Here is a 25,837-nt window from a genome sequence, read left to right on the forward strand (position 1 = left end):
ATGGGCAACCGGAACCAATTTGGTTAAAAGCGGTTTCGGCAAGGATGGGACCCCACAAGGAGAATTTCGATGAAACGCCAACCACGGATTCTGGCAGGCACAGCCCTTGGCCTGTTGATGGCATCCGCGCCGTTAGGCGCGTCCCCGCTACAGGGGACAGCCGCGTTCGGCCCCATGCAGCACGGCGCGACACCGCTGATCATCCTGGCGCAGGACACGCCTGCCGATCAGGGGCAGAGCGATCAGGAACAGCTCCGAAAGAAGAAGCGCGAGCAGCAACAGCAGTCCGCCCCGGCCGCCCAGCAGCCCGCCCCGGCGGCCTTGGAACAACAGCCGCGCAAGAAGAAGCACGACCAGCAGCAGCAGACCGCGCAAGCTCCGGCCGGCGAGGCGGCACCCGCCACTGACGAGCAGCAGCCGCGCAAGAAGAAGCGCGACCAGCAGCAACAGCAGACCGAGCAGGCTCCCGCCGGCGAGGCCGCGCCCGCCACCGGCGAGCAGCAGCCGCGCAAGAAGAAGCACGACCAGCAGCAACAACAGACCGAACAGGCTCCTGCAGGCGAGGCCGCGCCCGCCACCGGTGAGCAGCAGCCGCGCAAGAAGAAGCGCGACCAGCAGCAGCAGCAGACCGAGCAGGCTCCCGCCGGCCAGGCGGCACCCGCCACCGACGAGCAGCAGCCGCGCAAGAAGAAGCACGACCAGCAGCAGCAGACCGGGCAGGCCCCGGCCGGCGAGGCGGCCCCTGCCAACGACAACCAGCCGACCAAGCCCGGCAGGAAGCCCAAGCAGGATCAGCAGAAAGAGGCGCCGGCGCCGGAGAACACCCCAACGCCGAAGCAGGCTCCTGCCGGCGAAGCGACGCCGAAGGTTGAACCGGCCCCCGCCGGCGAGCAGCTTCCCGCCCAGGGCGAGCAGGACAAGACGAAGAAGCACGGCAGGAAACCGGCTGGCGAACAGCCGGCAAACGGCGAGCAGCCTGCGAACGGCCAACAGCCCGCGAACGGCGAGCAGCCGCAGACCGGCAAACAGCCGGCCACCGGCGAACAGCCGGCGACGGGACAGCAGCCCGCTACCGGCAGGCCCGCTACCACAGGGAAAGCCGCGCCTGTCCAAGGCGAAAACCCGGTTCAGGGCGAAGCGCCCGCCGACAAGAACGCCGCCCCCCTCCTCGACAGCCAGAAGGATGCCAGGCGCAAGGGTCGCGGCGAGAACGGCCAGGGCAAGCCTGCCAACCAGAATGGCGAAGAGCAGAATGGCGGGCAGCAAAATGGCGGGCAAAATGCCCAGCAGGGCGGTGACCAGGGCCGGAAGCCGGTTGCGGCGCCCGTGGATCAGGGTCCGCCTCCAACCGACGACAAGGCCGCCCAGGAGGCGATCAAGCCCGAAAAAATCGTTCCGGTTACGGAAGAAAAGGGTAAGCGCCTTGATCGCGCCCCCGACGAGAATATCCGTGACCGCCGCCGGCCCAAGGGCGTCGACGTGCTCAAGGAGATCGGCGACCGCGTCATCATCCAGCTCAACGACCAGACGTTCGTCCAAAGCAATGACCGCCCGCGCATGACCCGCGGCGCCAAGGATGTCTACTACGAGGACCTGCCGCAGGGCCGCACACGCGAGACGGTCGAGCGCGACAATGGGTTCCGGATCGTCACCATCCGCAACCGCTACGGCGACATCCTGCAGCGGTCGCGCATCGCGCCCGACGGTCGCGAATATGTGCTGAGCTATGTCGACGAGCGCAGCTACCAGGACGAAAATGACTGGCGCGATCCCGGCGATGACCTGCCGCCGATGCGGCTGACCATTCCGCGCCGTGATTACATCCTCGATTCCGAGAATGTCGAAAGCCCCGACGACTACTATAGCTTCCTCGAACAGCCGCCGGTGGAGAAGGTGCAGCGTCTCTATTCGATCAACGAGGTCAAACGTTCGGCCCGCGTGCGTGACATTGCCCGGCGCATCGACCTCGATACGCTGAACTTCGAATTCGGCTCCTCTTCGATCTCCGACACCGAGGTGCAGAAGCTCCAGGGTGTCGCCGACGCCATGGAGAAGCTGTTGAAGAAGAACCCGGCGGAGACCTTCCTGATCGAGGGCCACACCGACGCCGTCGGCACGCCGGAGGCGAACCTTGCCTTGTCGGATCGCCGTGCCGAAGCGGTTGCGGAAGCGCTGACCAATGCCTTCGGCATCCCGCCCGAGAACCTGACGACACAGGGCTATGGCGAGGAGTATCTGAAGGTCGACACCTCGGCGCCCAACCGCGAGAACCGGCGCGTCGCCATCCGCCGCATCACCCCGCTGGTGGCGCCGGTGGCGAGCAACGACTGACCCGCGTTTCCAGCGACTTACAGTGATTTCTGGAATCAGGTCGGCAACAAGGTCCCATCCCGGTCAACCGGGATGGGCTGGACTACGGATAGCATGGCCTGGGCCAACAAGAATTGTATAGCCCCTGGAGCAGGCTCATTGAATCACCAGGCTTCGCACCCCAGATTCTTGTCTGGGCGTTCCCTGCCCCGTCCCGACTCCAGCGGGACGCATTGAGCCCCGCCGGCCCTCTCCGGCGGGGTTTTTTGCTTCGGGGTGATGTCCGCTAATAGATGCTTTTGACGTTCGTCTCGGAATTGGCGAACACCTCGTCGGGCACAAAGAAATCTCCCGCCAACGGTCCCGTCGCGCCAGGAGCATAGATAGAGAAATCGCTGGCGCCTTCGGCGCGCAGCACCTCCTCGTCGATGTAGAAATTCCCTGTCGCCTCGCGCGACGGCCGCATGAAGATCGCGTGCGCGGCATCGGCCATGATCTCGGGCGACCGGCTCATCGCCGCCACCGTCGCGCCACCCAGGAGATTGCGCACCGCCGCCGTGTCGATGGTCGAGATCGGCCACAGCGAATTGACCGCGATGCCATCGCCAGCGAATTCCGCGCTCATGCCCAGAGTGCACATCGACATGCCGAACTTGGCCATGGTGTAGGCCACGTGGTTCTTGAACCATTTGGCCTTCATGTCGAGCGGCGGCGCCAGATTCAGGATGTGAGGGTTTTTAGCCAACTTCAGGTGCGGGATGCACATTTTGGAAACGAGGAAGGTGCCGCGCGTGTTGATCTGATGCATCAGGTCGTAGCGCTTCATGTCGGTTTCCAGCGTCCCGGTGAGCTGGATGGCGCTGGCATTGTTGACGCAGATATCGATGCCGCCGAATGTCTCGACGGTCCTGGCGACCGCCTCGGCGACCTGCGCTTCCTCGCGAATGTCGCACAGCACCGGCAGCGCCTTGCCACCGGCCTGCTCGATCTCCTGCGCCGCGCTGTAGATCGTGCCCGGCAACTTGGGATGCGGCTCGGCGGTCTTGGCCGCGATTGTCACATTGGCGCCGTCGCGCGCGGCCCGCAGCGCGATCGCCAGCCCGATGCCACGCGACCCGCCGGAGATGAACAGCGTCTTTCCCTTGAGCGACATTTTTCCTCCGCTTCCTTACACTTCTTTGCACGATCCTTGCCCGCGCCGCTGCGGGATACAAGGGCTTGCGACGGGAAGCCGTGGTGACGCTGCGGAGGCAGGGCGCTGAAACCCGTTGGATTCGCGGCAAGAACGATATATGTTCTATACAAACAGGTAGAATATATATGGCACTCTCGATCAAAAACAGGGAAGTCGAGCAATTGGCGCGTGAACTCGCCCGCCGCCGCCGCGTGTCCGTGACGGAGGCGATCCGTCAGAGCCTTGAGCGTGAGGTTGCGCGCGAACGGTTGGTGCCTCGCGATGATGCAAGCGACCTATTTCAACGGTTGATGGCGATTTCCGATAGCGCCGGAAAAATCCCCAAACGCGCAAACGCGCTGACCGACGATGAAATTCTCGGTTACGACGAATTCGGAATCCTGACGAAATGATCATCGATTCCTCGGTCCTGGTCGCCATTCTACGTGTCGAACCGGGCTTCGAACGTTTCGTCCTCGCGATCGCGCAGGCCAAGAGACGGTTGCTGGCAGCGCCAACCTTTCTTGAAACCACCATGCTGCTCGCGGGCGACCGGCAGGATGAAATCCTGGATCGCCTCGACCGCTTCCTGCGCACCGCCTCGATCGATACAATCGACTTCACGGCCGACCATGCAGCGGTCGCCCGGCAAGCCTTCCTGCGCTACGGCAAGGGCCGGCATCCGGCGGGGTTGAAATACGGCGACTGCATTGCCTACGCCACGGCCCGGCTCGAAGCCATGCCGCTGCTCTTTAAAGGTGATGATTTCCGCCTGACCGATATCGAAGCCGCGGTCTGATCGATATCAGACCAGCACCAGCCCCTGTCGCATCGCAATAGCGATGGCATCCGTACGATTGGCGGCGCCGAGCTTGATCAGGATCGCGGCGACATGGAATTTCGCCGTATGCACGGAGATGTTGAGTCGCCGCGCGATCACCTTGTTGGGCGCGCCTTCGGCGAGCAGCGCCAGCACTTCCGCTTCGCGTGGCGACAGCGCTGGCCGGGCGGCGTGCTCGTCCAAGACTTCATCCTCGAATGGCTCGCCATCGCCGGCGCTGAAATCCTCACGATGTCCGGGCGCACGGCCATTGCCCGATATGCTGTAGCCAGCGGCGGCCAACCGCGCCGCCGCGGCGATCAGCAGGTCGTCCGTGCCGGCGGGCATGACGGCAGACACCCCGCCGGCAGACCGCTCGCCGCTGGCGCGCGCCACCGAGAGCAGCACCCGTGGCACCGAGGCCGGCACGGCATCCCTGCTCCTGTCGTCGACGATCGCAACGTCGGCCCTGCCGCCGCCAACCACCACCGGCAACAGGTCGTCGCTGGCGGCAAGCGAGGCGGCCAGACGCTCGGCGCGCCCGGCATCGCCAAGCGCAATCAGCACCACCAGCCGCCGCGAAGCCGCAGTATCGGTCCCGATCCGATCACTGGCGAGTGTTTCCATCATTCCTCTCAGCTCAGCGGTTTTTCGCCGATGGTCAGCACGACGTCGCGCTGTTCGCCGCCACGAACGACACCCAACGTCACCGAGGCACCGGCACTGTCGGGCCCGAGCCGGCGGATCAGGTCGCGCGGGCCATGCACCGCCTCACCGTTCCACGCCACGATGATGTCGCCGAGCGAGAGGCCAGCGGCCTTGGCAGGGCCATTGTCGTCGAGGCTCATCACCATTGCTCCATGCGCGTCGCGGTCACGCACCGGATGCAGGCCGGCGCCGAGATAGCCGCGCGCGACATGGCCCTTTTCGCGCAAGGTGGCGACAGCCCGCTCGATCGTCTCGTAAGGCATGACCAGCGCCCGGCCACGCGGCCCGAACAACAGCATGCCGATCAGCGTGCCCTTGGCGTCGAGCACCGGGCCGCCCTCGAAGCGGCCGCCGGCGCCGACGGCCAGGTTGATGCGCCGGTCGATGGTACCGCCGCGCATCGAGCGCCAGGCCGGACCGACTTCGCCGACCGAGCCGGACACAGCCAATGCTGCCCCCTGGCTGTTGCCGATGGCAATGGCGATGTTGCCCGGCCGAACGGCATCGGCTTTGGCCAGGACAGGCGCGGTGGTAGCATCCGCCGGCTTCAGCAGGGCGACGCCGGTCGAAGGATCGCGGCCGATGAGTTCGGCCTTCACCGTCGCGCCGGAGGCCAGCGTCAGTTCGATCTCCTCGCCGGCCTCGACGGCTTCCTCGGCGGTGACGAAATAGCCGTCGCGCCAATGGAAGGCGCTGGCCGTGCGGTGGTGATGAGTGGCGAAGCTCGCCATGGCAGGGGCGGCCTTGGCGGCCAGATCGGCGATGGCGTCTGAAAACGCGCTCAGGTTGAAGTCGCTCATAAGGGTCTCCTGGGTTTCTTGCATGTCCCAGATATCGCTCGACGGCGCGCTTGCAGGTACTCGCCTGACGGCTAGTTGCGGGTTTGACTGGCCATCTGGTCAGGTCGCGGCGTTTCGGGCCGCTCCGCACATATAGTCACGAAAAAGCCTGAAAACACGGAACCCGACCTATGGCCCTCGCCGCCCCCAAAATCCAATCCGATGACACTCTTCTCGACGCCTATTCCGAAACAGTAGCCGACGCCGTCGACCGCATCGGCCCGGCCGTCTGCCGCATCGAGCGCATCGGCGGCCCGGGCGGCCATGGCTCGGGCTTCGTCATCGCGCCGGACGGGCTGGTCGTCACCAATTTCCATGTCGTGGGTGACGCCAGAACGGTGCGCGTCTCGATGCCGGACGGCGCCTCCAGCGAGGGCCGCGTGCTCGGTCGCGACCCCGATACCGACATCGCCCTGGTGCGCGCCGACGGCAGCTTCGCCGATGTGGCGCCGCTCGGCGATTCCAAGCGGCTGCGGCGCGGCCAGATCGCGATTGCCATCGGCAACCCGCTGGGCTTCGAATGGACCGTCACCTCGGGCGTCGTCTCGGCACTCGGCCGCTCCATGCGCGCTTCGACCGGTCGACTGATCGACGACGTCATCCAGACAGATGCGGCACTCAACCCCGGCAATTCCGGCGGCCCGCTGGTGTCGTCGGCGGGCGAAGTGATCGGCGTCAACACCGCGATGATCCACGGCGCGCAAGGCATTGCGTTTGCGGTCGCCTCGAACACCGCGAACTTTGTCATTTCGGAGATCATCCGCTTCGGCCGCGTGCGGCGCGCCTTCATCGGCGTCTCCGCCGACACCGTAAACCTGCCGCGACGCGCAGCACTCTTGTCGCAGGTGTCGACCAGCACGGCGGTACGCCTGCGCAGCGTCGAGAAGGACGGCCCGGCGGCCAAGGCAGGTCTCAAGGAAGGCGACATCATCGCCGCCATCGACGGGCGCCCGGTGACCGGCGTCGACGACCTCGTGCGCATGCTCGACGCCGAGCGCATCGGCCGCGAGACACAGTGCACGGTGGTGCGCCGCACCGGCGTCAGCCAGGTGGCGGTAACGCCGGTGGCGCGGGCGAGCTGAGACTGCCGTTCAAACCCCCGCCGCGCCTTCCGCATACTGCGCCAAAAATTCCTCGCTGGGCGGGATCGGCTTGATGACGTCGACCAGCACGCCGTTGGGATCCCGGGTGATGAAATGGCGCTGGCCGAAGGGCTCGTTGCGTAGTGTGCGCAGGATCGGCAGACCGGCAGCAAGGATCCGCTCATAGACCGCATCGGGATCGCGGACCTCGAAATTGATCAGCAGCCCAGAAGTGCGCCCCCGCCCCTCCTCCGGGATGGTCTCATGGTCGCCCTGGACAATGCCGAGGTTCACTCGCCTGTTGTCCACCGATTGCAGATGCACGTACCAGTCGCTCGTAAACAGCGGCCGGAAGCCGAAATGCCTGACGTAGAAGGCCGCCGTGCCGACGACGTCGCCGGTCATCAATACCGGGTAATAGCTTGATATCTTCATCTTTCCTTCTCCCATCAATTAACATACAGTCTGCATGTAAATTCAATTAACATACAGGCTGCATGCATGCAACAGGAGACCGGCCGCCGCTCGAACCGCGACCGCACCGAGGCGACACGGGCCGACCTGATCGCGGCGGCGCGGAAACTGTTTACGGAGAAGTCCTATGCCGAGACCGGCACGGCGGAGATCGTTGCCGCCGCCGGCGTGACGCGCGGAGCGCTCTACCACCACTTTGCCGACAAGCAGGCGCTTTTCGCCGCCGTGGTCGAACAGGAAGCCGCGGCGGTAGCGCGGGAGATTGACCGCGCCGCCCCGCCCTCGCTCAGTGCGCGCGATGCGATGATTGCCGGTTCCGACGCCTATCTCACGGCCATGCGCACGCCCGGCCGCACGCGGCTCTTGCTGCTCGATGGCCCGGCCGTGCTAGGCCGCGCCGCCATGGATGCGATCGACAACCGCCACGGCAACCGCTCACTACGCGAGGGCCTGGTCGCGTCGATGCGGACGCAGTCGATGAAAAGACTGCCGCCGGAAGCGCTGACCGCCCTGCTTGGCTCGGCTTTCGACCGGGCGGCGCTCGCTATCGAGGCCGGTGCATCAGCCGAGGACTACCGCGCCGTTCTCATGGCGCTGATAGACGGACTGTCGCGCGCATAATGAGAAACCGACATTACGCAAGCGCGGGAAATTGACCGTCCGCACGGCGCAGATCGTGGGTTCCGGGATGACGATGATCTAATGACGTCCAGGGCGGTCCCGGGTCCAGCAGCTGGCGACGTACTATTTCCAACGCCAGTTTCAGACCGGCAGCCCGAGCTGCTTTCGCAGGCTCTGGTCAAATGCGGATGCGGGAACGAAACGGCGCAGGAAACTGACCTGGCGCGCCACTTTTCCGGCCGCATAGCGCCTCTTCGGAACGGCATCGATCGCAGCCGCCAAAACGACCTTGGCTATCCCTTCGGGCGCATCGCCTTTTTCCATCGATTTCCGAACGGCCACGGTCATGCCGGCGCGCGCGGAGTCATAGATATCAAGCACCTGATCGGGAGCGGCGAGATTCTCCTCGAATGACGTACGGGTATAAGCGGGCTCGACCAGCGCAACGCGAATGCCGAACGGACGCAGTTCATGGTCGAGCGATTCGGAATAGCCCTCGATGGCATGTTTGGTCGACGCATAAAGCGCGAAATAGGGAGCCGGGATGAACCCTTGTACGGAACTCAAATTGACGATCCTGCCCTTCCCCTGGCGTCGCATTGCCGGCAACACCGCATTGGTCATGCGCAACACGCCGAAGACGTTCACGTCGAACAGCGCCTTGGCCTGGGCGATCGAGGACTCCTCGGCGCCGCCAAACAGGCCTATCCCGGCATTGTTGACAAGCAGGTCGATGCGTCCGGCCTTGGCCAGAACGTCGTTGACCAGCTTCGCCACGGACGCGTCATCGGTCACGTCGCAGGTCAGCATGGTGACGCCGTCGGTCCTCTCGCCCGCCGCGCGACGGCTGGTTCCGAACACGCGAAAGCCCGCGTCCAGCAGGGCCTTGGCCGTTGCGTGCCCGATGCCGGAAGATGCCCCTGTGACGATGGCAACGCCAGGACCAATCTTATTCATGGAATAACTTTCTTTGAGTTGGATTAGGTGGGAAGAGCAGAAAAGTCGAGCAAAAGCATCAATCAGGAAGGGCCCCGGCGTTCACGCCAGGCACCTTCTCCGTCCCAACGCTGGAACAACGCACTGGCGTTTACCCCTCCAAAGCCGAAGCCATTGGAGATTGCGTAGTCCATCTCCATTGGCCGGGCGTGGTTTGCGACGAAGTCGATTCCGTCGCCGGCCGGATCGGGAGCGCTCAGATTGAGCGTCGGCGGCGCGACCTGGTCCCTGAGCGCCAGCACCGTGAAGATGGCCCCAAGCCCGCCGGCGGCCCCGAGCAGGTGTCCGGTCGCCGACTTCGTTCCGCTGACGGCTATGCCGAAATCTGTCCCGAAAACCCTCTTGATCGCCGCGATTTCTCCCGCATCGCCGACAGGCGTCGACGTCGCGTGCGCATTGAGGTGACGGACCTCACGCGGTGAAATGCCGGCTTGGACGATCGCGATCTCCATCGCCCGGCGCGCACCGTCGCCATCATCGGGACCGGAGGTGATGTGATAAGCGTCCGCCGTCGTGCCGTAGCCGACGAGCTCGGCCAGCGGCTTGGCGCCGCGGGCAAGCGCATGGCTCAAGGCCTCGACGACCAGGATGCCAGCTCCTTCGCCCATGACGAAGCCGTCACGCAGCGTGTCGAACGGACGGGACGCCTGATCGGGACGGTGATTGAAAGAGGTCGAAAGGGAGCGTGCCGCGGCAAAGCCGCCGAGGCTGACCGCGTTCATGCAGGCTTCCGTTCCGCCGCAGACCGCGATGTCGGCCTCATTGGCGCGGATAAGACGCGCCGCATCGCCGATCGCCTGAATGCCGGCCGCGCACGCCGTCACCGGAGCGCCGAGCGGACCTTTGAAGCCGTGTCGGATCGAAATCTGTCCCGCTGCCATGTTCACCAGGAAAGATGGCACCGAGAACGGCGAGAGACGCCGAGCACCGCGCTGGTCGACGGTTCGCACGGCTTCGGTTATCGCGTGGAATCCTCCGATACCCGAAGCGATGATTGTCGCGGTGCGGGCCCTGTCATCGTCCGAGACCGGCTTCCACCTTGCCTGGGCCAGCGCCTCTTCCGCCGCCGCCAGTGCGAAGACAATGAAGCGGTCCGCCCTGCGCTGCTCCTTCGGAGCCAGGACGGTATCTGGATCGAAGCCAGCTTCGGGGTCTTCCTGCAGGGAGGGAACCATTCCGCCGACCTTTGCCGGCAGATCTCCCGCCATTTCATCCGGCAGGTTCCGAATGCCCGAACGGCCAGCCAGGAGCCGGGACCATGACGTCGCGGCGTTGGCCCCGAGGGGACTGACTGCTCCCATGCCTGTAATAACGATACGACGCATCTGTACTCCAGCTGTCATTCTGCTTGATCCTTTCGCATGATGGCGCGGCGCAGGCGCCGGGTCGCGAGCACCGCCTCTATTCCTGCGCGGCCGCAATTCGCCTGACTTCGCCGGCGGCGGCATCGAGAAAACGCTGCGACATCTCTTCATCTCCAAGGATGCGGGAGAGCGTCACGGCCCCCACCATGAGCGACAGCATCGCCATGGCCTTGCGATGAGTTTTTGGACCTTCCGCCGCCGGCATCAATTCGTCGAGAACCTCAAGGTAAGCTGCGATCCCATCCTGGAAGGGGACCCTCACCTCCTCGCTTTGACGTGCCGCGTCCGAACCAAGCGCAACCAATGGGCAACCGTCGCTCTTCTCTTCGCGATGTCCGAGGGAAAGGTAGAGCCCTATAACGGCTTCAAGGGGATCAGGGCTCCCGGCAGCAACAGTCGACCATCTGCGGGTCGCATGTTCCATCGCTCGCCGCGATGCCTGCGCTGCCAAGTCGTCCTTGGATGCGAACTGCTTGTAGAAGGCGCCTTGGGTCAGCCCGGCACCCTTCATCAGATCCTTCAGCCCAATGCCATCGAAGCCGTGCTCTCGAAAAAGCCGGCTTGCCACATCGATCACGGTCTGCCGGTTCTGCTCAGCCTGACTGCGACTTACGCGCATCGTCATCTCCTTTTTTAGATTGCATTCGAAATCTATATCAGATATAGAGTGTGAATGCAATCTATTTCAACTGGAGGCGATGGGCATGAAAAAGAGACCGATTATTATGCTGGGTGCGATCCTGATCGCGGGGGCAGGAGCGATCGCGGCGTCATGGGAGACGGCATTCGCCACATTTGCCGCTCCTGCGCAGGAGAATTCCGCCGCAGTCGACCCGAGGCAGGAGCCGCCTGTCGTCAGGCTGGCGACGGCAGCACGGGTGAGCGGTTCCGAGCGCAGTTTCACGGGCATCGTAGCGGCAAGGGTGGAGAGCAATCTCGGCTTCCGCGTCCCCGGCAAGATCATCGAGCGCCTTGTAAATGTCGGTGAACAGGTCAAGGCGGGCCAACCGCTGCTGCGGATCGATGATACCGATCTGGCCCTTGCGCTCGCCGCCAAGCGCAACGCTGTCGCTGCTGCACGCGCTGCCCTGGTTCAGACCAGTGCGGACGAAAAGCGCTATGCCGTTCTGGTCAAGAAGGAATTGGCCGCAACCCCGCAGCGTTACGAGCAGGCGAAGGCAGCACTTGACACCGCGACGGCACAGCTTGCCGCTGCCGAAGCGGAAGCGAAGGTCGCGGAGAACGAGGCGGCCTATTCCGTCTTGGACGCGAATGCCGATGGGACGGTCGTCGAAGCGCTTGGCGAGCCGGGACAGGTCGTCACCGCAGGACAGACCGTGGTTCGGATCGCGAACGCCGGCCCCCGGGAGGCTGTGGTGGCGCTTCCCGAAACGATCCGGCCGGCGATCGGATCGTTGGCCGAGGCGGCCTTGTATGGGGCCGATGGTCGGCAGTTTACGGCGCATCTCCGGCAGTTGTCGGACGCCGCCGATCCCCAGACCCGTACTTATGAGGCCCGTTATGTGCTCGATGGCGAGGCGGCAGTAGCGCCGCTCGGCGCGACGGTGACCATTAGGCTTGCAAGCCAGGCGAGCCAGCCGGAAGTCCAGGTGCCGCTGGGAGCCGTGCTCGACGACGGCAAGAAGACCGGAGTTTGGGTCCTGGACGACGCCACGTCGACCGTACACTTTCAGCCCGTCAAGCTTGTGCGTGTGAGCGGCGAATTCGCCGTGATTTCCGGACTGAGTTCCAGCGATCAGATTGTTTCACTCGGCGCTCATCTTCTGCAGGAGGGCGCTCGCGTCAGGACTGCGTCCGAAAGCGGGAGCAACTGACGATGAACCTCAATTTTTCAGCGATCGCAGTTCGCGAACGCGCCGTCACCCTGTTCCTCATCCTCCTGCTCGTCGCCGCCGGCGCCTACGCTTTCCTCATGCTTGGACGGGCGGAGGACCCCAACTTCACTATCAAGACCATTACGGTCACGACAGCATGGCCGGGCGCGACGGCCCGCGAGATGCAGGACCTTGTCGCGGAACCGTTGGAGAAGCGGCTTCAGGAACTGACCTGGTACGACCGGGTGGAGACGACCACGCGACCGGGCTACGCGTATATGACGGTCACGCTGAAGGACAGCACGCCGCCATCCGCCGTGCAGGAAGAGTTCTATCAGGCCCGCAAGAAACTCGGGGATGAAGCCCGCAACCTGCCGCCCGGTGTCTACGGCCCCTTCGTCAACGACGAATATTCGGACGTCAGCTTCGCCCTTTACGCGCTAAAGGCCAAGGGCATGCCGATGCGTGATCTGGCCAGGCAGGCCGAGGCGATCCGTCAGGACCTCCTGCACGTGCCCGGCGTCAAGAAGATCAACATCCTCGGTGAACGGCCCGAGCAGATTTTCGTCGAGTTCTCCTACGCCAAGCTGGCAACGCTCGGCGTGTCGGCAAAGGATATCGTTGCCGCCTTGCAACGGCAGAACACCGTCACACCGGCGGGCTCGATCGACACGCAGGGGCCGCAGCTCTTCATCAGGGTCAATGGCGCGTATGACAGCGTCCAGGCGATCGCCGACACGCCGATTGTCGCCTCGGGGCGGACGCTGAAGCTTTCCGACATCGCCGAGGTCCGCCGCGGCTATGAAGACCCGGCCACCTATCTCATCCGGCGCCAGGGCGAGCCCACCATCATGCTCGCGGCGGTCATGCAGGAGGGCTGGGATGGTCGCGCGCTCGGCAAGGCGCTGGAGGACAGGACGGCGGCCATCGTACGGACATTGCCGCTCGGGATGACCCTCGACAAAGTGTCCGACCAGGCCGTCAACATCACCTCGGCGGTTGACGAGTTCATGCTGAAGTTCGCGATGGCGCTCGGCGTCGTGCTGCTGATCAGCCTGCTCAGCATGGGTTGGCGCGTCGGCATCGTCGTGGCGGCCGCCGTCCCCCTGACGCTCGCCGCCGTGTTCCTCATCATGCTGGAGACCGGCCGGTTCTTCGACCGCATCACGCTCGGCGCCCTCATCCTGGCGCTCGGTCTTCTCGTGGACGACGCCATCATCGCCATCGAGGTGATGGTGGTGAAAATGGAAGAGGGCATGGACCGCATCAGGGCGGCGGCCTATGCCTGGAGCCACACCGCGGCGCCGATGCTGTCGGGAACGCTGGTGACGATCGCAGGCTTCCTGCCCGTGGGCTTCGCACGCTCGACGGCCGGCGAATATGCCGGCAACATCTTCTGGGTCGTTGGGTTCGCGCTCATCGTCTCCTGGATCGTCGCCGTGGTCTTCACGCCCTATCTCGGTGTCAAGATGCTGCCCGAGATCAAACCGGTCGAGGGTGGTCACCACGCGATCTACGATACACGGAACTATCGCCGCCTGCGGCGGCTCATCACCTTTGCCGTGCGCCACAAGTTCGTGACCTCCGGCGTCGTCGCCATCGCCTTCGCGCTTTCCATTGTCGGCATGGGCGCCGTCAAGCAGCAGTTCTTTCCGACATCCGACCGCCCTGAAGTGCTGGTCGAGGTTCGCCTGCCGGAAGGCACCAGCATCGAGACAACAACCGCCACGGTCGAGAAGCTCGAGCACTGGCTGGACGGCCAGCCCGAGGCCAAGATCGTCACGAGCTATGTCGGTCAGGGTGCTCCGCGCTTCTTCTTCGCGATGGCGCCGGAACTGCCTGATCCTGCCTTCGCCAAGATCGTCGTGCTGACTCCGGACGCCGACGCGCGTGAGGCCCTGAAGCACCGGCTCCGTGAAGCTGTTGCGAAAGGGCTGACCCCCGAAGCGAACATTCGCGTTACGCAACTCGTATTCGGACCCTACACGCCGTTCCCGGTCGAATTCCGGGTCATGGGGCCTGACCCGGCACAACTTTACAGCATTTCCGATAAGGCCCTCGACATCATGCGGGGCATCCCGGACGTTCGGCAGGCCAACCGCGACTGGGGCAATCGCACGCCCGTGCTCCGCTTCGTGCCGGACCAGGATCGGCTGAACCTCATCGGCCTTTCGCCGGCGGAAGTGGGTCAGCAGCTCCAGTTCCTCCTGACCGGCGTCCCTGTCACACAGGTTCGCGAGGATATCCGCAATGTCCCCATCGTGGCGCGCAGCGCGGGCGACGAGCGGCTGGATCCGGCGCATCTGGCTGATTTCTCGCTGATGAGCCGGGACGGCCGGCAGATTCCGCTCGACCAGATAGGCCATTCGGAAGTCCGTCTGGAAGAGCCGATCCTGAAGCGCCGCGACCGGACGCCCGTCATCACGATCCGCTCGGACATCAACGAAGCGACTCAGCCTCCAGAGGTCTCCAAGCAGATCATGAAGGCCCTTCAGCCGCTGATCGCATCCCTTCCGGCCGGCTATACCATCGAAATGGGCGGATCGATCGAGGAGGCTGCGAAGGCCAACACCGCGCTGGGCAAAATCTTCCCGGCCATGATCGCCGCCATGCTGATTGTCATCATGCTGCAGGTGCGATCCTTCTCGACGATGTTCATGGTTGTGCTGACTGCACCGCTTGGCCTCGTCGGCGTCGTGCCCATGCTGCTCGCCTTCCACCAGCCCTTTGGCTTCAACGCCATTCTGGGCCTGATAGGATTGGCAGGCATCCTGATGCGCAATACGCTGATCCTGACCGAGCAGATCAAGGAAAACCGAGCCGCCGGCCTGGATGGCTATCACGCCGTCATCGAGGCCACGGTGCAACGCGCAAGGCCCGTGATCCTGACCGCACTTGCCGCTGTGCTGGCTTTCATCCCCCTCACGCACTCCGTCTTCTGGGGATCGATGGCCTTTACGCTGATCGGCGGTACGGCGGTCGGCACGGTGCTGATCCTGCTGTTCCTCCCTGCGCTCTATGTCGCGTGGTTCCGGATCAAACCGACCACGGATGAGCTCCATGAGGATTCGACGGAGGAACCGGAGGTGCCAGCCGCAATGGCGGCCGAGTAGGGCTCTGTTTTCGCAGGAGACGGTTCAAGTTCTTGCCCGTTGGCTTTGCCTGGACACATGCAGGGCCAACGGCACGAACTTACCGCCCACAGATCATCCTCTACGCAAGCCCGACAGGTCCGCTTCATCAATTCTGGAGACTTCATGAATCGCCCGGATCGAACACGAACTGATCCCGACGAGATGCGCGCGCGCATCCTGGCCGTGGCCGACGAGCAGTTTCGCCGCCTCGGTTATCATAAAACGTCGGTGGCCGACATCGCCTCCGAACTCGGCATGAGCACGGCAAACGTCTATCGTTTCTTCCCTTCCAAGGGTGCGATCATCGAGTCCATCTGCGGGCGGGTCGTGAACGAGGTCGCCGAGATCGCCTTTGCGATCGCACGCACGAGCGCGCCGGCCTCGGAGAAACTCGACCAGCTCCTGACCGCGGTTCACCAGCACAGCAAGACCACACTGGTGAAGGAAAAGCGCATGCACGACATGATTGTCGCCGCCGTGCAGGAGAAAAGGGCGATCATCAAGGCGCATACCGAGCGGATAGTCGCGATCTTGCAGGCGATCATCCGCGAGGGCGTGGAAGATGGCGAATTCCAAGTCGAAAATCCTGCGGAGGCGGCGTGCGCGGTCAAGACCGCGTTCACGCCGTTTTTCCACCCGATTCTGATCGAGCACTGCCTTCAACACGGCGAAGATAATGAAGCTGGCCTGCGCGAGCAGATCCGCTTTATCCTGAAAGCTCTGGGAAAGTCTGACTGAGCCGCTGGTTCCGCGGAGCTTCGCGATGGGCGGCGACCAGAAGATCGAGTTCGACACAACTTGGTTTCGCGACGACCAACAAAGCGGAAGGACATTATCGCGACCAGCCGGGAAGCGTGGAGTTCACTAACAGTCGCCGAAAGGCTGGTGATCGTGTTACAGTCCGCGGCACGGAATGGAATGGGGACGCAACCGGAACTCTCCGATCTCGTTATGTCAGGGCTCACCCAACCCTTTCAGGCTCATATTCGGACCGATACATGAAAAAGCCTTATGAAAAACCAACCCTACGCAAGCGCGGGAAATTAACCGCCCGCACCGCGCAGATCGTGGTCTCCGGAGTGACGATAATCTGATGATCTCCGGGGAGCGTTCCGGGGTCCGACCGGGAAACCGGAATTGCCGGGTCAGGTGCCGGAGCCGGATACGCCATGAGCCTCCGGCTCTTCTTCGGGCACCTCGCCCGGTTCGAACTCGTTGAAGCAGCCGAGCCCGCGCTTGAACCGGTCGATCAGCCAGGCCGCGGCCGGTTTGGGGCTGCGATCGGTGCGGTGCATGGCGAACAATGGCGAACTCACTTCCTTGTAGGGTTCGAGATCGAGCTCGATCAGCCGGCCGCTGGCCAGGTCGTCGGCGATCAGCCAGCGCGGCAGCCCGCCCCAACCCAGCCCCTCGCGCATCAATATGTGCTTGGTGCGCATGTCGGTCAGTCGCCAGGTGCGGTAGGCGAAGACGCCGTAATCGCGTCCCTTGGTGCGCTCCGACTGGTCGGTGACGACAAGCTGCGTATGCTCGCGCACATCCTCGAGCGCCACCGGCTTCGGCAGCAGCGCCAGCGGATGGCTGGGTGCGGCCGCCGGCACCAGCGACATGAAGCCGATGCGCACGAGGTGCACGTCGACGTCGCCCAGCAAGCCGCCAATGCCGAGATCGGCCTGTCCGCTGACGACAAGATCGGGGATGAGGCCGAGCGTGCCGATATGCAGGCGCAGCATCACGGTCGGGAATTGCACCTCGAATGCCTTGAGCACCCGCACCAGCACGGGTGAAGGCAAAGCCACATCGACCGCCAGCGCCACTTCGGCCTCCAGCCCGTGATGGTGCCCGTCTACGCGGGAACGCATGCGCTGCAGCACGCCGATCATGCGCCTAGCATCTTCCAGCATCGCCCGGCCGATCTCGGTCAGCTGCGGCTCGCGCGTGCCCTCGCGCTCGAACAACTTCAACCCAAGCTGCGCCTCGAGATTGGCGATGCCGTAGCTGATGACGGATTGAGCTCGGTTGAGCTTGCGGCCGGCGGCCGAGAAACTCCCGGTATCGGCGACGGCGACAAGGATCTGAAGCTGGTCGAGGGTCGGGTTGGGCTGCATTATTGTATCTAATTTATGGATGGATCGTATAGAAAATATACCAGTTTATTTGATTGATCGATAGCCCCATATCTGGCGGAACAATTCATTCCACTGGAGAAACCCGCTATGTCCATTCTTCTTGTTACCTCGAGCCCGCGCGGCGCCGCCTCGCACTCGACCCGCCTCGCCACCGAGTTCGCCCAGAAGCTTCTCGCCGCCGACCCGTCGAACACGCTGGTCGTCCGCGACCTCGTCGCCAATCCGTTGCCGCATATCGATGCCGACTATGCGGCAGGCATCTTCACGCCGGCTGAAGCGCGCACCCCGCGCCAGGCCGAGGTGGTCGGCGTTTCCGATGACGTGCTCGACGAACTGTTCGCCGCCGACACCGTGATCCTGGCCACCGGCTTCATCAACTTCAGCATCTCTTCGACGCTGAAGTCCTGGGTCGATCACGTAACCCGTGCCGGCAAGAGTTTCGCCTACGGCGAGAACGGCCCCAAGGGCTTCGTCACCGGCAAGAAGGTCTACGTCGTGCTTGCTTCCGGCGGCATCTATTCGGAAGGCGCTGCCGTGCAGATGGACCACGCCATCCCTTACCTGCGCACCGCGCTTGGCTTCAACGGCATGACCGATGTCGAAGTCGTCCGTATCGAAGGTATCTCCAAGGGTCCCGACGCGGTGACGGCGGCGCTTGCCAAGGCTACCGCCAAGGTCGATGCGTTGGTTGCCTCCAGCCGCGATGTCGCGGCTGCCGCGTAAGCGCTGATCCGCATGGTCTATCAAAGGCAGGCGTTCGCGCCTGCCTTTCGTTTCAGCCGATCAGATGCCGCAAGAGGCCGGCCGAAGCGACCCCGATCACCACGGTCGGCAGCATTGAAAGCCGCGTCGCGGCGACCAGCGTGATGGCCAGCGCAAGGAGATCGGCAGGATTCCGCGACACGAAGGCCGGCGCGATGACCGAGATCAGCACGCAGCCGGGCGCCGCCTCCATCACCGCCGTGGCGCGAACACTAAGCACGCGGTTGCGCAGCACGACATAGCCGCCGATCCGCGTCAGATAGGTGACGCCGGCCATCAGCACGATGGCGAAAAGGGTGGGTGCGTCGATCATGCATCACCTGCCATCAGCCAGGCCGCGACCAGCCCGGCCACCGCGCCCGCCGCGACATACCAGGCGCCGGGAACGAAGAGATAGACCAATGCCGCGACGACAAGGCTGACCAGCCAGGGCCGAGCCGCCGCCACGCCCTTCCACATGCCGCGCATCAGCACCAGGAAGACGGCCGGAAACGCCATGTCGAAACCATAGGTCTCGACATCGCCCAGCATCGGGCCGAGCAGGGCGCCGAGCGTGGTGAAGGATACCCACGTCAGATACATCGCCAGCGCCGCGCCTATGTAGTAGCGCGGGCTGAAGGCCGGCGCGATGCCGGCGGCGGCGCGTTGTTTGGCGTCGGCCAGGCCCAGAGCCCAGCTTTCGTCGCACATGAAAAAAAGCGCCGGGAAAACCTTGCGCCGCGACAGCTCGCGCAGGAACGGCGCCAGCGCCGCTCCCATCAGCAGATGACGGCTGTTGACCAGGAAGGTGATGGCGACGATGAGCAGGATATGCGGCGGCGACGTCCACAGCTGGATCGCCGCGAATTCCGAGCCGCCGGCGAAGTTCAGCCCCGTCATCATGGACAACTCGACCGTGCTCAGCCCTTTCTGCGTGGCCTGGGCGCCGAGCACCAGCGCATAGGGAATGGTGCCGAGCAGCACCGGCGCGCAGGACACCACGCCTCGACGGAACTCGGATCCTGATCCATCGCCCGCTGCTTCAACTGCCTGTGAAATGCTCATGCCTTGCCATCGGCCGGCCTCGCGGCCGCCGCTTCCCTGCGTTTGAACTCTCATGATACCGGCGGCAAACATACCCACATCTTGCTGCAATTTGGTTGCGAAAATTGTTGTATTTCATCCGATTATGGCATTAATTGTCACAAATCGCCAAGAAAATGGAATTTGCCGCCATGAAGCTCGATGAGATCGACAAGCGCATCCTGCGGGCGCTTCAGCGCGACGGCCGCATGGCCAACAATGATCTGGCCACTGAAGTCGGCCTGTCGCCCTCGCCGTGCCTGCGGCGCGTCAAGCTCCTTGAGGAAGCCGGCATCATCGACCGCTATGTCGCGGTGCTCAACCCGGCCAGCATCGGCAAGGGCCTCACCTTCTTCACCCGCATCTGGCTGAAGGCGCAGGACGAGGACACGATCGAGCATTTCGCCGCCGAGGTGGCCAAGCTGCCGCAAGTGATGGAGTGCTATCTCATGCTCGGCGACTGCGACGCCATGGTGCGCGTCGTGGCGGCCGGCATCGACGACTACCGCCGCTTCCAGTCGGAGCATCTGAGCCGCATCAAGGGCGTGCAGAACGTCAAGACCGACGTGCCGAGCCAGACGATCAAATACACGTCGGAACTGCCGATCTGAGCCTTGAAACATGTCGCGTCGGTGGATAGTCAGCGCATTTGATGAGGCGCACGCCATCGCCTGGCCCTATAAAAATTCCATCTGGAATGTCGATCCGAGCACGCCTCGAACGTCCTTCGGACGCAACCGGAATTGCCGGGCGGCGTCGAAAGATCGATCCTGCTCCCGGCTGGGAGAAGAAACATGAACCTTTCCTACCGTTGGGTCATCGTCGCGGCTGGCGCGCTGATGTCCTGCGTCGCCATCGGCACCATGTTCTCTCTGGCGATCTTCCTCGAACCCATGGCGCTCGATACCAACTGGTCGCGCGCCGGCATCTCCAGCGCCATGACGCTCAACTTCCTGGTGATGGGCCTCGGCGGATTCGTCTGGGGTGCCCTGTCCGACCGGTTCGGCGCCCGCATCGTCGTGACGATCGGTGCCGTGCTGCTCGGGCTGGCGCTGGTGCTGGCAAGCCGCGCCGGTTCGCTTCTCACCTTCCAGATCACCTATGGCGTGCTCGTCGGGCTCGCGGCCAGCGCCTTCTTCGCGCCCATGATCGCACTGACGTCAGGCTGGTTCGACACCAATCGCGGGCTGGCGGTATCGCTGGTCTCGGCCGGCATGGGCGTGGCGCCGATGACGATCTCGCCCTTGGCCCGCTGGCTGATCTCCGCCTACGAATGGCGCGCTGCCATGTTCGACATCGGCCTCCTGGCCTGGGTGCTCCTGCTGCCCGCCGTCCTTCTGGTGCGCCAGCCGCCGAAACCCGTCGCCTCCGATGCTGGCGTAGCACCAGTCGCCGAAGGCGCCGGCCTGACGGTCGGGCAGGCGCTGCGCTCGCCGCAATTCATCGTGCTGGGGCTGACCTTCTTCGCCTGCTGCGCGGCGCATTCCGGCCCGATCTTCCATATGGTCAGCTACGCCATGCTGTGCGGTGTCGCTCCGATGGCCGCGGTCTCGATCTACAGTGTCGAGGGTCTGGCTGGCCTGGGCGGCAGGCTGCTCTACGGCGTGCTGGCCGACAGGCTCGGCGTCAAGCCGGTGCTGATCGCGGGGCTGGGAATCCAGGCGATCGTCATTGCCGCCTATCTATCGATCAGCCAGCTTGACCAGTTCTATATGCTGGCCGTCATCTTCGGCGCCACCTATGGCGGCGTCATGCCGCTTTACGCGGTGCTGGCGCGCGAATATTTCGGCCAGCGCATCCTCGGGACCGTGTTCGGCGCCGCAACCATGCTCTCCAGCCTCGGCATGGCGCTGGGACCGCTTGCCGGCGGCATGATCTTCGACGCCTATGCCAGCTACCATTGGCTGTTCATTGGCTCGGCTCTCATCGGACTGGGTGCCGCGGGCATAGCCATCGCCTTCCCGCCGCTGCCACGCAGGGTGCTGCAGACGGCATAGGCACGGCCGGACGGCAATCCTGGCCAGAAGGGGCCACCGCCTGCCCCGATGTCACGCCGACTTGAGGACCGTGAACGGCCGCTTTTGAATGGCCCGTTTGGCCTGGAAATTCGCGGCCGGAGCCGGGCGGCCGACATGAAAGCCCTGGACCTTGTCTATGCCGAACTGGCGCATGAGGAGCATCTGCTCTTCGGTCTCCACCCCTTCGACCAGGATTTTGTGGCCGCGATTTCTGACCAGTGCGATGATGTCCTGCAGCATCGCCATGCCCTTGGGTGTGCCGCAGTCGTGGAGAAACGAGCGGTCGATCTTGACCGTATCGAAGTCGATGAGACGAAGCCACGAAAGGCCGGCGAAGCCCGTCCCGAAATCGTCGAGCCATATCCTGATCCCGAGCAGCTTCAGGTCGCTGATGCAGCGCAGGATGTCGGAGTGCATCTCCATTTCCAGCCCCTCGGTGATCTCGAAGGCCAGCCTGTTGCCGGTTACGCCGGTCTCGCCCAGAATGGTCGCGACCGATGTCGCAAAGCCCGGCGTCTTGAGCTGAATCGGCGATACGTTGACGCTGACGACGCGCACGTGATCCTGCGCCAGGAGCTCGGCGCACACGGTCCTAATTGCCCAACGCCCGAGCTCGAGGATGGCGCCGGTCCGCTCCGCGACGGGAATGAACAGGCTCGGCGGAACCAGCGTGCCGTCCAGCATCTTGAGGCGCATCAGCGCCTCCACGGCCTCGACCCTGCCTGACGCGACGTCCTGGATGGGCTGGTAGACGAGCGAAATGAGATCCTGGCCGATCGCGATCTTCAGCAAAGCCGCCAGGTTCTCGCTCTCGTCGCTGCTCTGGGGATCGGTCGGATCGAACAGCCGGACACAGTTTCGGCCGCTGGCTTTTGCCAGATAGAGCGCTCGATCGGCCTCGTGGATGATCTTCTCCAGCTTGGCGGCGGTCTGCTTCCTGGTGAATGCCGCGCCCACGCTCGCCGTCACGATCCCGATGCCATCCCGCCGCAACTCGTGCGCGATCGCCAGGTTCTCCACCGTGCGGCAAATGGCTTCCGCGAGATCCGCGACCTGGTCCTTCCTGCCCATGCGGGCCAGGACGATGAATTCCTCCCCGCCATAGCGGCCAATGGAGCCATCATATTGCGTGATCAGCTCGCTGAGCGCATTCGCGACCTGGATCAGGCAACGGTCGCCTTCCTGATGACCATAGCAGTCGTTGAACTTCTTGAAGAAGTCGACGTCGATGAGGATCGCCGCAAAACCGTGGCCAAGCTTTTGCCAATCATTCCAGTAGTCGCGCAGTTTCTCGTCGATCGCCCGCCGGTTCTCCAGACCTGTCAGCGGATCCGTCCGCGACAGCCTGAGCAGCGCCTTCCCGCGCTCGGTGGCCTCGTTGTGCTGGATCTTGGCTTCCAGCGCGTTCAGGAAAACGTTGTAGCGCTCTTCGTTCAGCTTCCAGTTCACATAGGACGTGAACGTGAAGCACGAAACATAGAAAGTGCCAAATACCATCTTGTATGTCAGCGACGCGGGTAGAAAATAGTTCACCAAATACAAGATACACAGAATTATGGTCGACGTTATGATCGACACTTTGAACCGGAACGTAAAGAAAAGATTGGCACTCATCATGAAAATGGTGCCGAAGACCATGTAATAGGCGACGCTTTCCTTGTTCGCACCCATGGAAGCGGGAAAAAGCCAGCCGAGATAGCCGAAGATGATGGCCCCGGCGCAGGTTACGTCAAGCCAGTCCGTGGCGGCTCCCCGGCGAAGCTGTGCTTCCAGCACCAACAGTGCGGTCAGTCCGACAGCGAAGCGGGCTGTGATCGTGAAGGCGGCCACATCCGGTATCAGCAGCAGATCCGATACCGAAAACAATACATAGATGACGACGGCGATCCAAAGGCCCGGCCTGGCCTCCTTCCTTCGCTTCGCCTGGGCTTCCGTCCGGTAAAGGACGCGAAGTTCGGCCGCCCCCAGTTCCTGGCGCGGGTCGTGCGGTTCCAGATCCACCGCATCGGCCACTCGCGACGACAGGCGTTCGTTCACGACGAATCCCGGCTGAAGGGAGTTTCGCGTTCCGAATTCTTTTGCAGCTTCTGCCCCCAACGCAGACCGACTCCTTGGGCGCGACACGTCTTGCCGCGCGATCAAATGCAATGATGCAGGACAAGTTTCCGTTAACTCGAACGCGGAAGCCCACCCTTAAAAAACTCAAAGAATTGACATGGTTAGCGGGAAATTAATCATACCAGTAAAATGCCCGCGACCCGACATTGGCAAATCGAATATTCTAAGCAATAAGTTAACTGACTGTTAACTATGGAGTGTTGGTGTGCAAACTGTCTTTGATGGCCAGAGTCTGATTACCGCAGAGGCGATCGCCGGAGGTCTCCGTCGAGGAAAGCCGGAGCATCATGGCGAAGCGTTCGAGACCGCTCGCGCGGAGCTGGCGCTCATCCTACAGGCGACACAGCAACAGGTCGAACAGCAGAAATTTCCCGCCGAGATCGTTCGCCGCCTGCTGTCGCTTCTCAATGCGCTGCGTGCCAAGGTCCATCCCGACGTGTGGCAAGCTTTGATACCGCTGGCGCAGAACCACCCGATCCAGAAGTACTTTCTAGAGGATCCGCTGACGCATTGGTCCTTCACCAAGCCCAGGGGTTATTCCGGCGACGCAGAACTGCTCGACTACATCTATTGTGACCCGCACGTGGCCGAGAGCGTGGCAAACGCCTCGGAGATCGGCAAGGCGCTTTATAGCCATACCCAGAACGTCCCGTCATGCGTCGCTGCACGGGAGCGCCGCGATCTGTTGACCCGCTATGTCGATGAGACCGCGGCCAGGAATGGACCGGAAACCGAAATCCTGGCAATTGCGGCCGGCCATCTGCGCGAAGCGAACCGTTCGGCCGCGTTGGCCGAGGGCGGTCTCAAGCGCTGGGTCGCACTCGACCAGGATCCCCAGAGCGTCGGACTGATCGCGCGCGACTTCCAGGGCACCGCGGTCGAGGCCATCGACGGCTCGGTACGGACCGTGCTCACCAGGGGCCACAAGCTTGGCAAGTTCGATCTCATCTACGCCTCCGGCCTTTACGACTACCTCCAGCACAATGTCGCCGTAAAACTCACCAAGACCTGTCTGCAGATGCTGAAGCCGAACGGCACATTCCTGTTCGCCAACTACGCCGAGGGCACTCCCGACGCCGGCTACCGGGAAACGTTCATGGACTGGGTGTTGCTGCTGCGGTCGGAAGTCGACATGTGGAACATCATCAATGCCAGCGTCGACCGCAACACCGTCGAGGCGCAGGTGTACTTCGGCGAGAACCGCAACGTGCTTTACGCCGTCATCCAAAAGCGCGGATAATACCTGCCTGAACGGCAAATCGGCCAAAGCCCTCGAGCGCTTCTGCCGGAGTGCTCGAGGGTGCTGGTCGGCCCTGCGCGCGATCCACGCTCATTCGGGAACGGCCTGCCCTACCCGAAAATCCGATCGCCCTGTTCATCCACCAGCTGGATGCCTTTCTTGATGGAGATGTCGACGGCGTCATCCAGCCCGGCGAAGCGGTCGGCGCGGATGAATTTGTGCTCTTTCACCACGCCGTCGATCTCCTTGGAGACGATGCCGCAGGTCTGGTACTGGCCGTCGGTCTTGTAGGGCGTGGCGCTGATCGTAAAACCCTTGTGCTCGACCTGCTTGGCGGGCGCGGCACTCTTGGGCTCGGCCGCTTCGCGGCCACCGCCGCCGCCGCCGAAAAGACGTTTCAGAAAAGACATCGCTCAAATCTCCTTGCCGCCTGCGATCGCCTTCCATTGCGATTCACGACGCTGTCTTCCCAGCATGCGCGAATGTGCCGCCGCGTTCCAGCCCCCTGATGAAGACGCCGACCAGGAACGCGATCTGCCGGTCGATCTCGTCCGCCTGCCGACGCACGGACCTTGCCGCATAACCGCTGGTGACGATGCCATGCACGCTTGACCAGAGGGTTCGCGCGGCGATCCGGCGCGTGTCCTCGTCGAGATCGAAACCGCCATCGGCAAGGACGCTGGCGATGATCTCGAACAGCTGGTCGAGCCGCGCCTCATAGACATCGGGCTCGGTCAGCACCGGACGCCGCCTGTTGAAGGCAAGCAGCGCCGGCCAGCTGCCGGGATGCGCCTCGACGAACCGCACATAGGCGCCGGCCAGCGCCATCAGCCGTTGGCGCACGTCGGTGATGCCGCGCCTGCCAAGATCGGCCATCGCCGCCGCGCCCGCCACCCCCAGCCGGTCGAGCAGCCGCATGTTGACGGCGCGGTGCACACCGTCGAGATCGGAAAACAGATTATACACCGAGCCGACCGAGATGCCCGCCTGTTCGGCGATGGTCCTGGCCTTCAGATTGTCCATGCCGCCTTCGTTGAGCAGCACTTCGGCAATGGCCAGCACCCGTTCGCCCGTCTCTTCCTTGTCCAGTGCCATGCTTTTCCTTCTGAATGAGCGCGCCTTGCAAGCGGTCTGCGGTTTCCTAACCCGAT

General features: G+C 63.5%; 26 protein-coding genes. 13 read left to right on the forward strand and 13 right to left on the reverse strand.

The window, feature by feature from the left end:
- Positions 1-69: 69 nt before the first annotated feature.
- Positions 70-2,331, forward strand: a complete 2,262-nt coding sequence (locus tag C7I87_RS24300; protein ID WP_149906570.1) for an OmpA family protein — start codon at positions 70-72, stop codon at positions 2,329-2,331.
- Between the two features lie 265 nt (positions 2,332-2,596).
- Here the strand turns inward: C7I87_RS24300 and C7I87_RS24305 are convergent, their stop codons facing one another.
- Positions 2,597-3,463 carry an SDR family oxidoreductase gene (locus C7I87_RS24305; RefSeq protein ID WP_149906571.1) on the reverse strand — a complete coding sequence of 289 codons (867 nt, stop codon included), beginning with the start codon at positions 3,461-3,463 and terminating at the stop codon, positions 2,597-2,599.
- A gap of 167 nt (positions 3,464-3,630) precedes the next feature.
- Here C7I87_RS24305 and C7I87_RS24310 point away from each other — a divergent pair, with 167 nt between their 5' ends.
- A complete protein-coding gene (locus tag C7I87_RS24310; protein WP_149906572.1) occupies positions 3,631-3,897 on the forward strand; it encodes a type II toxin-antitoxin system VapB family antitoxin in 267 nt (88 codons plus the stop codon).
- Complete coding sequence (locus C7I87_RS24315; RefSeq protein WP_149906573.1) at positions 3,894-4,283, forward strand: type II toxin-antitoxin system VapC family toxin; 390 nt, start codon at positions 3,894-3,896, stop codon at positions 4,281-4,283. The genes C7I87_RS24310 and C7I87_RS24315 overlap by 4 nt, the downstream gene beginning before the upstream one ends.
- A 6-nt stretch (positions 4,284-4,289) precedes the next feature.
- Here the strand turns inward: C7I87_RS24315 and C7I87_RS24320 are convergent, their stop codons facing one another.
- Both C7I87_RS24320 and C7I87_RS24325 read right to left on the reverse strand, forming a co-directional pair.
- A complete protein-coding gene (locus C7I87_RS24320) occupies positions 4,290-4,931 on the reverse strand; it encodes a helix-turn-helix transcriptional regulator (protein WP_149906636.1) in 642 nt (213 codons plus the stop codon).
- Positions 4,932-4,939: 8 nt separating this feature from the next.
- A complete protein-coding gene (locus C7I87_RS24325) occupies positions 4,940-5,812 on the reverse strand; it encodes a S1C family serine protease (protein ID WP_149906574.1) in 873 nt (290 codons plus the stop codon).
- Positions 5,813-5,982: 170 nt separating this feature from the next.
- Between C7I87_RS24325 and C7I87_RS24330 the strand changes: the two genes are divergently transcribed.
- Entirely contained in the window at positions 5,983-6,933 is a 951-nt protein-coding gene (locus tag C7I87_RS24330) for a S1C family serine protease (protein ID WP_149906575.1), read from the forward strand.
- 9 nt (positions 6,934-6,942) lie between these two features.
- Here C7I87_RS24330 and C7I87_RS24335 read toward each other — a convergent pair whose 3' ends face one another.
- Complete coding sequence (locus C7I87_RS24335; RefSeq protein WP_149906576.1) at positions 6,943-7,368, reverse strand: VOC family protein; 426 nt, start codon at positions 7,366-7,368, stop codon at positions 6,943-6,945.
- Between the two features lie 66 nt (positions 7,369-7,434).
- On the opposite strand from C7I87_RS24335, the gene C7I87_RS24340 reads away from it, so the two are divergent.
- Entirely contained in the window at positions 7,435-8,028 is a 594-nt protein-coding gene (locus tag C7I87_RS24340; protein WP_149906577.1) for a TetR/AcrR family transcriptional regulator, read from the forward strand.
- 141 nt (positions 8,029-8,169) lie between these two features.
- On the opposite strand, the gene C7I87_RS24345 is transcribed toward C7I87_RS24340, so the two are convergent.
- From C7I87_RS24345 to C7I87_RS24355, 3 genes are all read right to left on the reverse strand, one after another.
- Positions 8,170-8,985, reverse strand: coding sequence for an oxidoreductase (locus C7I87_RS24345; RefSeq protein WP_149906578.1), 816 nt, complete (start codon positions 8,983-8,985; stop codon positions 8,170-8,172).
- Between the two features lie 62 nt (positions 8,986-9,047).
- The gene (fabF, locus tag C7I87_RS24350) at positions 9,048-10,349 is read right to left on the reverse strand and encodes a beta-ketoacyl-ACP synthase II (protein ID WP_149906579.1); all 1,302 of its coding nucleotides are present in this window, start codon (positions 10,347-10,349) and stop codon (positions 9,048-9,050) included.
- 76 nt (positions 10,350-10,425) lie between these two features.
- A complete protein-coding gene (locus C7I87_RS24355) occupies positions 10,426-11,007 on the reverse strand; it encodes a TetR family transcriptional regulator (protein WP_149906580.1) in 582 nt (193 codons plus the stop codon).
- A gap of 85 nt (positions 11,008-11,092) precedes the next feature.
- Here C7I87_RS24355 and C7I87_RS24360 point away from each other — a divergent pair, with 85 nt between their 5' ends.
- The 4 genes from C7I87_RS24360 (at position 11,093) to C7I87_RS35375 (ending at position 16,451) form a co-directional block, all read left to right on the forward strand.
- Positions 11,093-12,223 (forward strand): efflux RND transporter periplasmic adaptor subunit, encoded by a 1,131-nt coding sequence (locus tag C7I87_RS24360; protein ID WP_149906581.1) that lies wholly within the window; start codon positions 11,093-11,095, stop codon positions 12,221-12,223.
- A gap of 2 nt (positions 12,224-12,225) precedes the next feature.
- Positions 12,226-15,336, forward strand: coding sequence for an efflux RND transporter permease subunit (locus C7I87_RS24365; RefSeq protein ID WP_149906582.1), 3,111 nt, complete (start codon positions 12,226-12,228; stop codon positions 15,334-15,336).
- A 144-nt stretch (positions 15,337-15,480) separates the two neighbouring features.
- Positions 15,481-16,095 (forward strand): TetR/AcrR family transcriptional regulator, encoded by a 615-nt coding sequence (locus C7I87_RS24370; protein ID WP_149906583.1) that lies wholly within the window; start codon positions 15,481-15,483, stop codon positions 16,093-16,095.
- A 260-nt stretch (positions 16,096-16,355) separates the two neighbouring features.
- Positions 16,356-16,451: a putative RiPP precursor gene (locus C7I87_RS35375; protein ID WP_188393976.1), complete on the forward strand. Its 96-nt coding sequence runs from the start codon at positions 16,356-16,358 to the stop codon at positions 16,449-16,451.
- A gap of 51 nt (positions 16,452-16,502) precedes the next feature.
- Here the strand turns inward: C7I87_RS35375 and C7I87_RS24375 are convergent, their stop codons facing one another.
- Positions 16,503-17,465 carry a LysR family transcriptional regulator gene (locus C7I87_RS24375; RefSeq protein ID WP_149906584.1) on the reverse strand — a complete coding sequence of 321 codons (963 nt, stop codon included), beginning with the start codon at positions 17,463-17,465 and terminating at the stop codon, positions 16,503-16,505.
- A 108-nt stretch (positions 17,466-17,573) separates the two neighbouring features.
- Between C7I87_RS24375 and C7I87_RS24380 the strand changes: the two genes are divergently transcribed.
- Positions 17,574-18,209 (forward strand): FMN-dependent NADH-azoreductase, encoded by a 636-nt coding sequence (locus C7I87_RS24380; RefSeq protein ID WP_149906585.1) that lies wholly within the window; start codon positions 17,574-17,576, stop codon positions 18,207-18,209.
- A 52-nt stretch (positions 18,210-18,261) separates the two neighbouring features.
- On the opposite strand, the gene C7I87_RS24385 is transcribed toward C7I87_RS24380, so the two are convergent.
- Entirely contained in the window at positions 18,262-18,561 is a 300-nt protein-coding gene (locus C7I87_RS24385) for an AzlD family protein (protein ID WP_149906586.1), read from the reverse strand.
- Positions 18,558-19,292: an AzlC family ABC transporter permease gene (locus C7I87_RS24390; protein ID WP_149906587.1), complete on the reverse strand. Its 735-nt coding sequence runs from the start codon at positions 19,290-19,292 to the stop codon at positions 18,558-18,560. Before C7I87_RS24390 ends, C7I87_RS24385 begins: the two co-directional genes overlap by 4 nt.
- Positions 19,293-19,462: 170 nt before the next feature.
- On the opposite strand from C7I87_RS24390, the gene C7I87_RS24395 reads away from it, so the two are divergent.
- Positions 19,463-19,921 (forward strand): Lrp/AsnC family transcriptional regulator, encoded by a 459-nt coding sequence (locus tag C7I87_RS24395; RefSeq protein ID WP_149906588.1) that lies wholly within the window; start codon positions 19,463-19,465, stop codon positions 19,919-19,921.
- A gap of 183 nt (positions 19,922-20,104) precedes the next feature.
- Entirely contained in the window at positions 20,105-21,307 is a 1,203-nt protein-coding gene (locus C7I87_RS24400; RefSeq protein WP_149906589.1) for an MFS transporter, read from the forward strand.
- Between the two features lie 51 nt (positions 21,308-21,358).
- On the opposite strand, the gene C7I87_RS24405 is transcribed toward C7I87_RS24400, so the two are convergent.
- Entirely contained in the window at positions 21,359-23,365 is a 2,007-nt protein-coding gene (locus C7I87_RS24405) for a putative bifunctional diguanylate cyclase/phosphodiesterase (RefSeq protein WP_149906590.1), read from the reverse strand.
- 286 nt (positions 23,366-23,651) lie between these two features.
- On the opposite strand from C7I87_RS24405, the gene C7I87_RS24410 reads away from it, so the two are divergent.
- Positions 23,652-24,686 (forward strand): class I SAM-dependent methyltransferase, encoded by a 1,035-nt coding sequence (locus tag C7I87_RS24410; protein ID WP_149906591.1) that lies wholly within the window; start codon positions 23,652-23,654, stop codon positions 24,684-24,686.
- A gap of 110 nt (positions 24,687-24,796) precedes the next feature.
- Here C7I87_RS24410 and C7I87_RS24415 read toward each other — a convergent pair whose 3' ends face one another.
- Positions 24,797-25,096, reverse strand: coding sequence for an HlyU family transcriptional regulator (locus C7I87_RS24415; RefSeq protein WP_149906592.1), 300 nt, complete (start codon positions 25,094-25,096; stop codon positions 24,797-24,799).
- Between the two features lie 43 nt (positions 25,097-25,139).
- Positions 25,140-25,781 (reverse strand): TetR/AcrR family transcriptional regulator, encoded by a 642-nt coding sequence (locus C7I87_RS24420; RefSeq protein WP_149906593.1) that lies wholly within the window; start codon positions 25,779-25,781, stop codon positions 25,140-25,142.
- Positions 25,782-25,837 lie beyond the last annotated feature (56 nt).

Origin of the sequence: Mesorhizobium sp. SARCC-RB16n (assembly GCF_008520305.1) — a bacterium.
GTDB lineage: Bacteria > Pseudomonadota > Alphaproteobacteria > Rhizobiales > Rhizobiaceae > Mesorhizobium.

Bases quoted from the DNA above. Each gene is read 5' to 3' on its own strand.
- C7I87_RS24300 (WP_149906570.1), top strand. From the start codon at position 70: ATGAAACGCCAACCACGGATTCTGGCAGGCACAGCCCTTGGCCTGTTG.
- C7I87_RS24305 (WP_149906571.1), bottom strand. From the start codon at position 3,463: ATGTCGCTCAAGGGAAAGACGCTGTTCATCTCCGGCGGGTCGCGTGGC.
- C7I87_RS24310 (WP_149906572.1), top strand. From the start codon at position 3,631: ATGGCACTCTCGATCAAAAACAGGGAAGTCGAGCAATTGGCGCGTGAA.
- C7I87_RS24315 (WP_149906573.1), top strand. From the start codon at position 3,894: ATGATCATCGATTCCTCGGTCCTGGTCGCCATTCTACGTGTCGAACCG.
- C7I87_RS24320 (WP_149906636.1), bottom strand. From the start codon at position 4,931: ATGGAAACACTCGCCAGTGATCGGATCGGGACCGATACTGCGGCTTCG.
- C7I87_RS24325 (WP_149906574.1), bottom strand. From the start codon at position 5,812: ATGAGCGACTTCAACCTGAGCGCGTTTTCAGACGCCATCGCCGATCTG.
- C7I87_RS24330 (WP_149906575.1), top strand. From the start codon at position 5,983: ATGGCCCTCGCCGCCCCCAAAATCCAATCCGATGACACTCTTCTCGAC.
- C7I87_RS24335 (WP_149906576.1), bottom strand. From the start codon at position 7,368: ATGAAGATATCAAGCTATTACCCGGTATTGATGACCGGCGACGTCGTC.
- C7I87_RS24340 (WP_149906577.1), top strand. From the start codon at position 7,435: ATGCAACAGGAGACCGGCCGCCGCTCGAACCGCGACCGCACCGAGGCG.
- C7I87_RS24345 (WP_149906578.1), bottom strand. From the start codon at position 8,985: ATGAATAAGATTGGTCCTGGCGTTGCCATCGTCACAGGGGCATCTTCC.
- fabF (WP_149906579.1), bottom strand. From the start codon at position 10,349: ATGCGTCGTATCGTTATTACAGGCATGGGAGCAGTCAGTCCCCTCGGG.
- C7I87_RS24355 (WP_149906580.1), bottom strand. From the start codon at position 11,007: ATGCGCGTAAGTCGCAGTCAGGCTGAGCAGAACCGGCAGACCGTGATC.
- C7I87_RS24360 (WP_149906581.1), top strand. From the start codon at position 11,093: ATGAAAAAGAGACCGATTATTATGCTGGGTGCGATCCTGATCGCGGGG.
- C7I87_RS24365 (WP_149906582.1), top strand. From the start codon at position 12,226: ATGAACCTCAATTTTTCAGCGATCGCAGTTCGCGAACGCGCCGTCACC.
- C7I87_RS24370 (WP_149906583.1), top strand. From the start codon at position 15,481: ATGAATCGCCCGGATCGAACACGAACTGATCCCGACGAGATGCGCGCG.
- C7I87_RS35375 (WP_188393976.1), top strand. From the start codon at position 16,356: ATGAAAAAGCCTTATGAAAAACCAACCCTACGCAAGCGCGGGAAATTA.
- C7I87_RS24375 (WP_149906584.1), bottom strand. From the start codon at position 17,465: ATGCAGCCCAACCCGACCCTCGACCAGCTTCAGATCCTTGTCGCCGTC.
- C7I87_RS24380 (WP_149906585.1), top strand. From the start codon at position 17,574: ATGTCCATTCTTCTTGTTACCTCGAGCCCGCGCGGCGCCGCCTCGCAC.
- C7I87_RS24385 (WP_149906586.1), bottom strand. From the start codon at position 18,561: ATGATCGACGCACCCACCCTTTTCGCCATCGTGCTGATGGCCGGCGTC.
- C7I87_RS24390 (WP_149906587.1), bottom strand. From the start codon at position 19,292: ATGAGCATTTCACAGGCAGTTGAAGCAGCGGGCGATGGATCAGGATCC.
- C7I87_RS24395 (WP_149906588.1), top strand. From the start codon at position 19,463: ATGAAGCTCGATGAGATCGACAAGCGCATCCTGCGGGCGCTTCAGCGC.
- C7I87_RS24400 (WP_149906589.1), top strand. From the start codon at position 20,105: ATGAACCTTTCCTACCGTTGGGTCATCGTCGCGGCTGGCGCGCTGATG.
- C7I87_RS24415 (WP_149906592.1), bottom strand. From the start codon at position 25,096: ATGTCTTTTCTGAAACGTCTTTTCGGCGGCGGCGGCGGTGGCCGCGAA.
- C7I87_RS24420 (WP_149906593.1), bottom strand. From the start codon at position 25,781: ATGGCACTGGACAAGGAAGAGACGGGCGAACGGGTGCTGGCCATTGCC.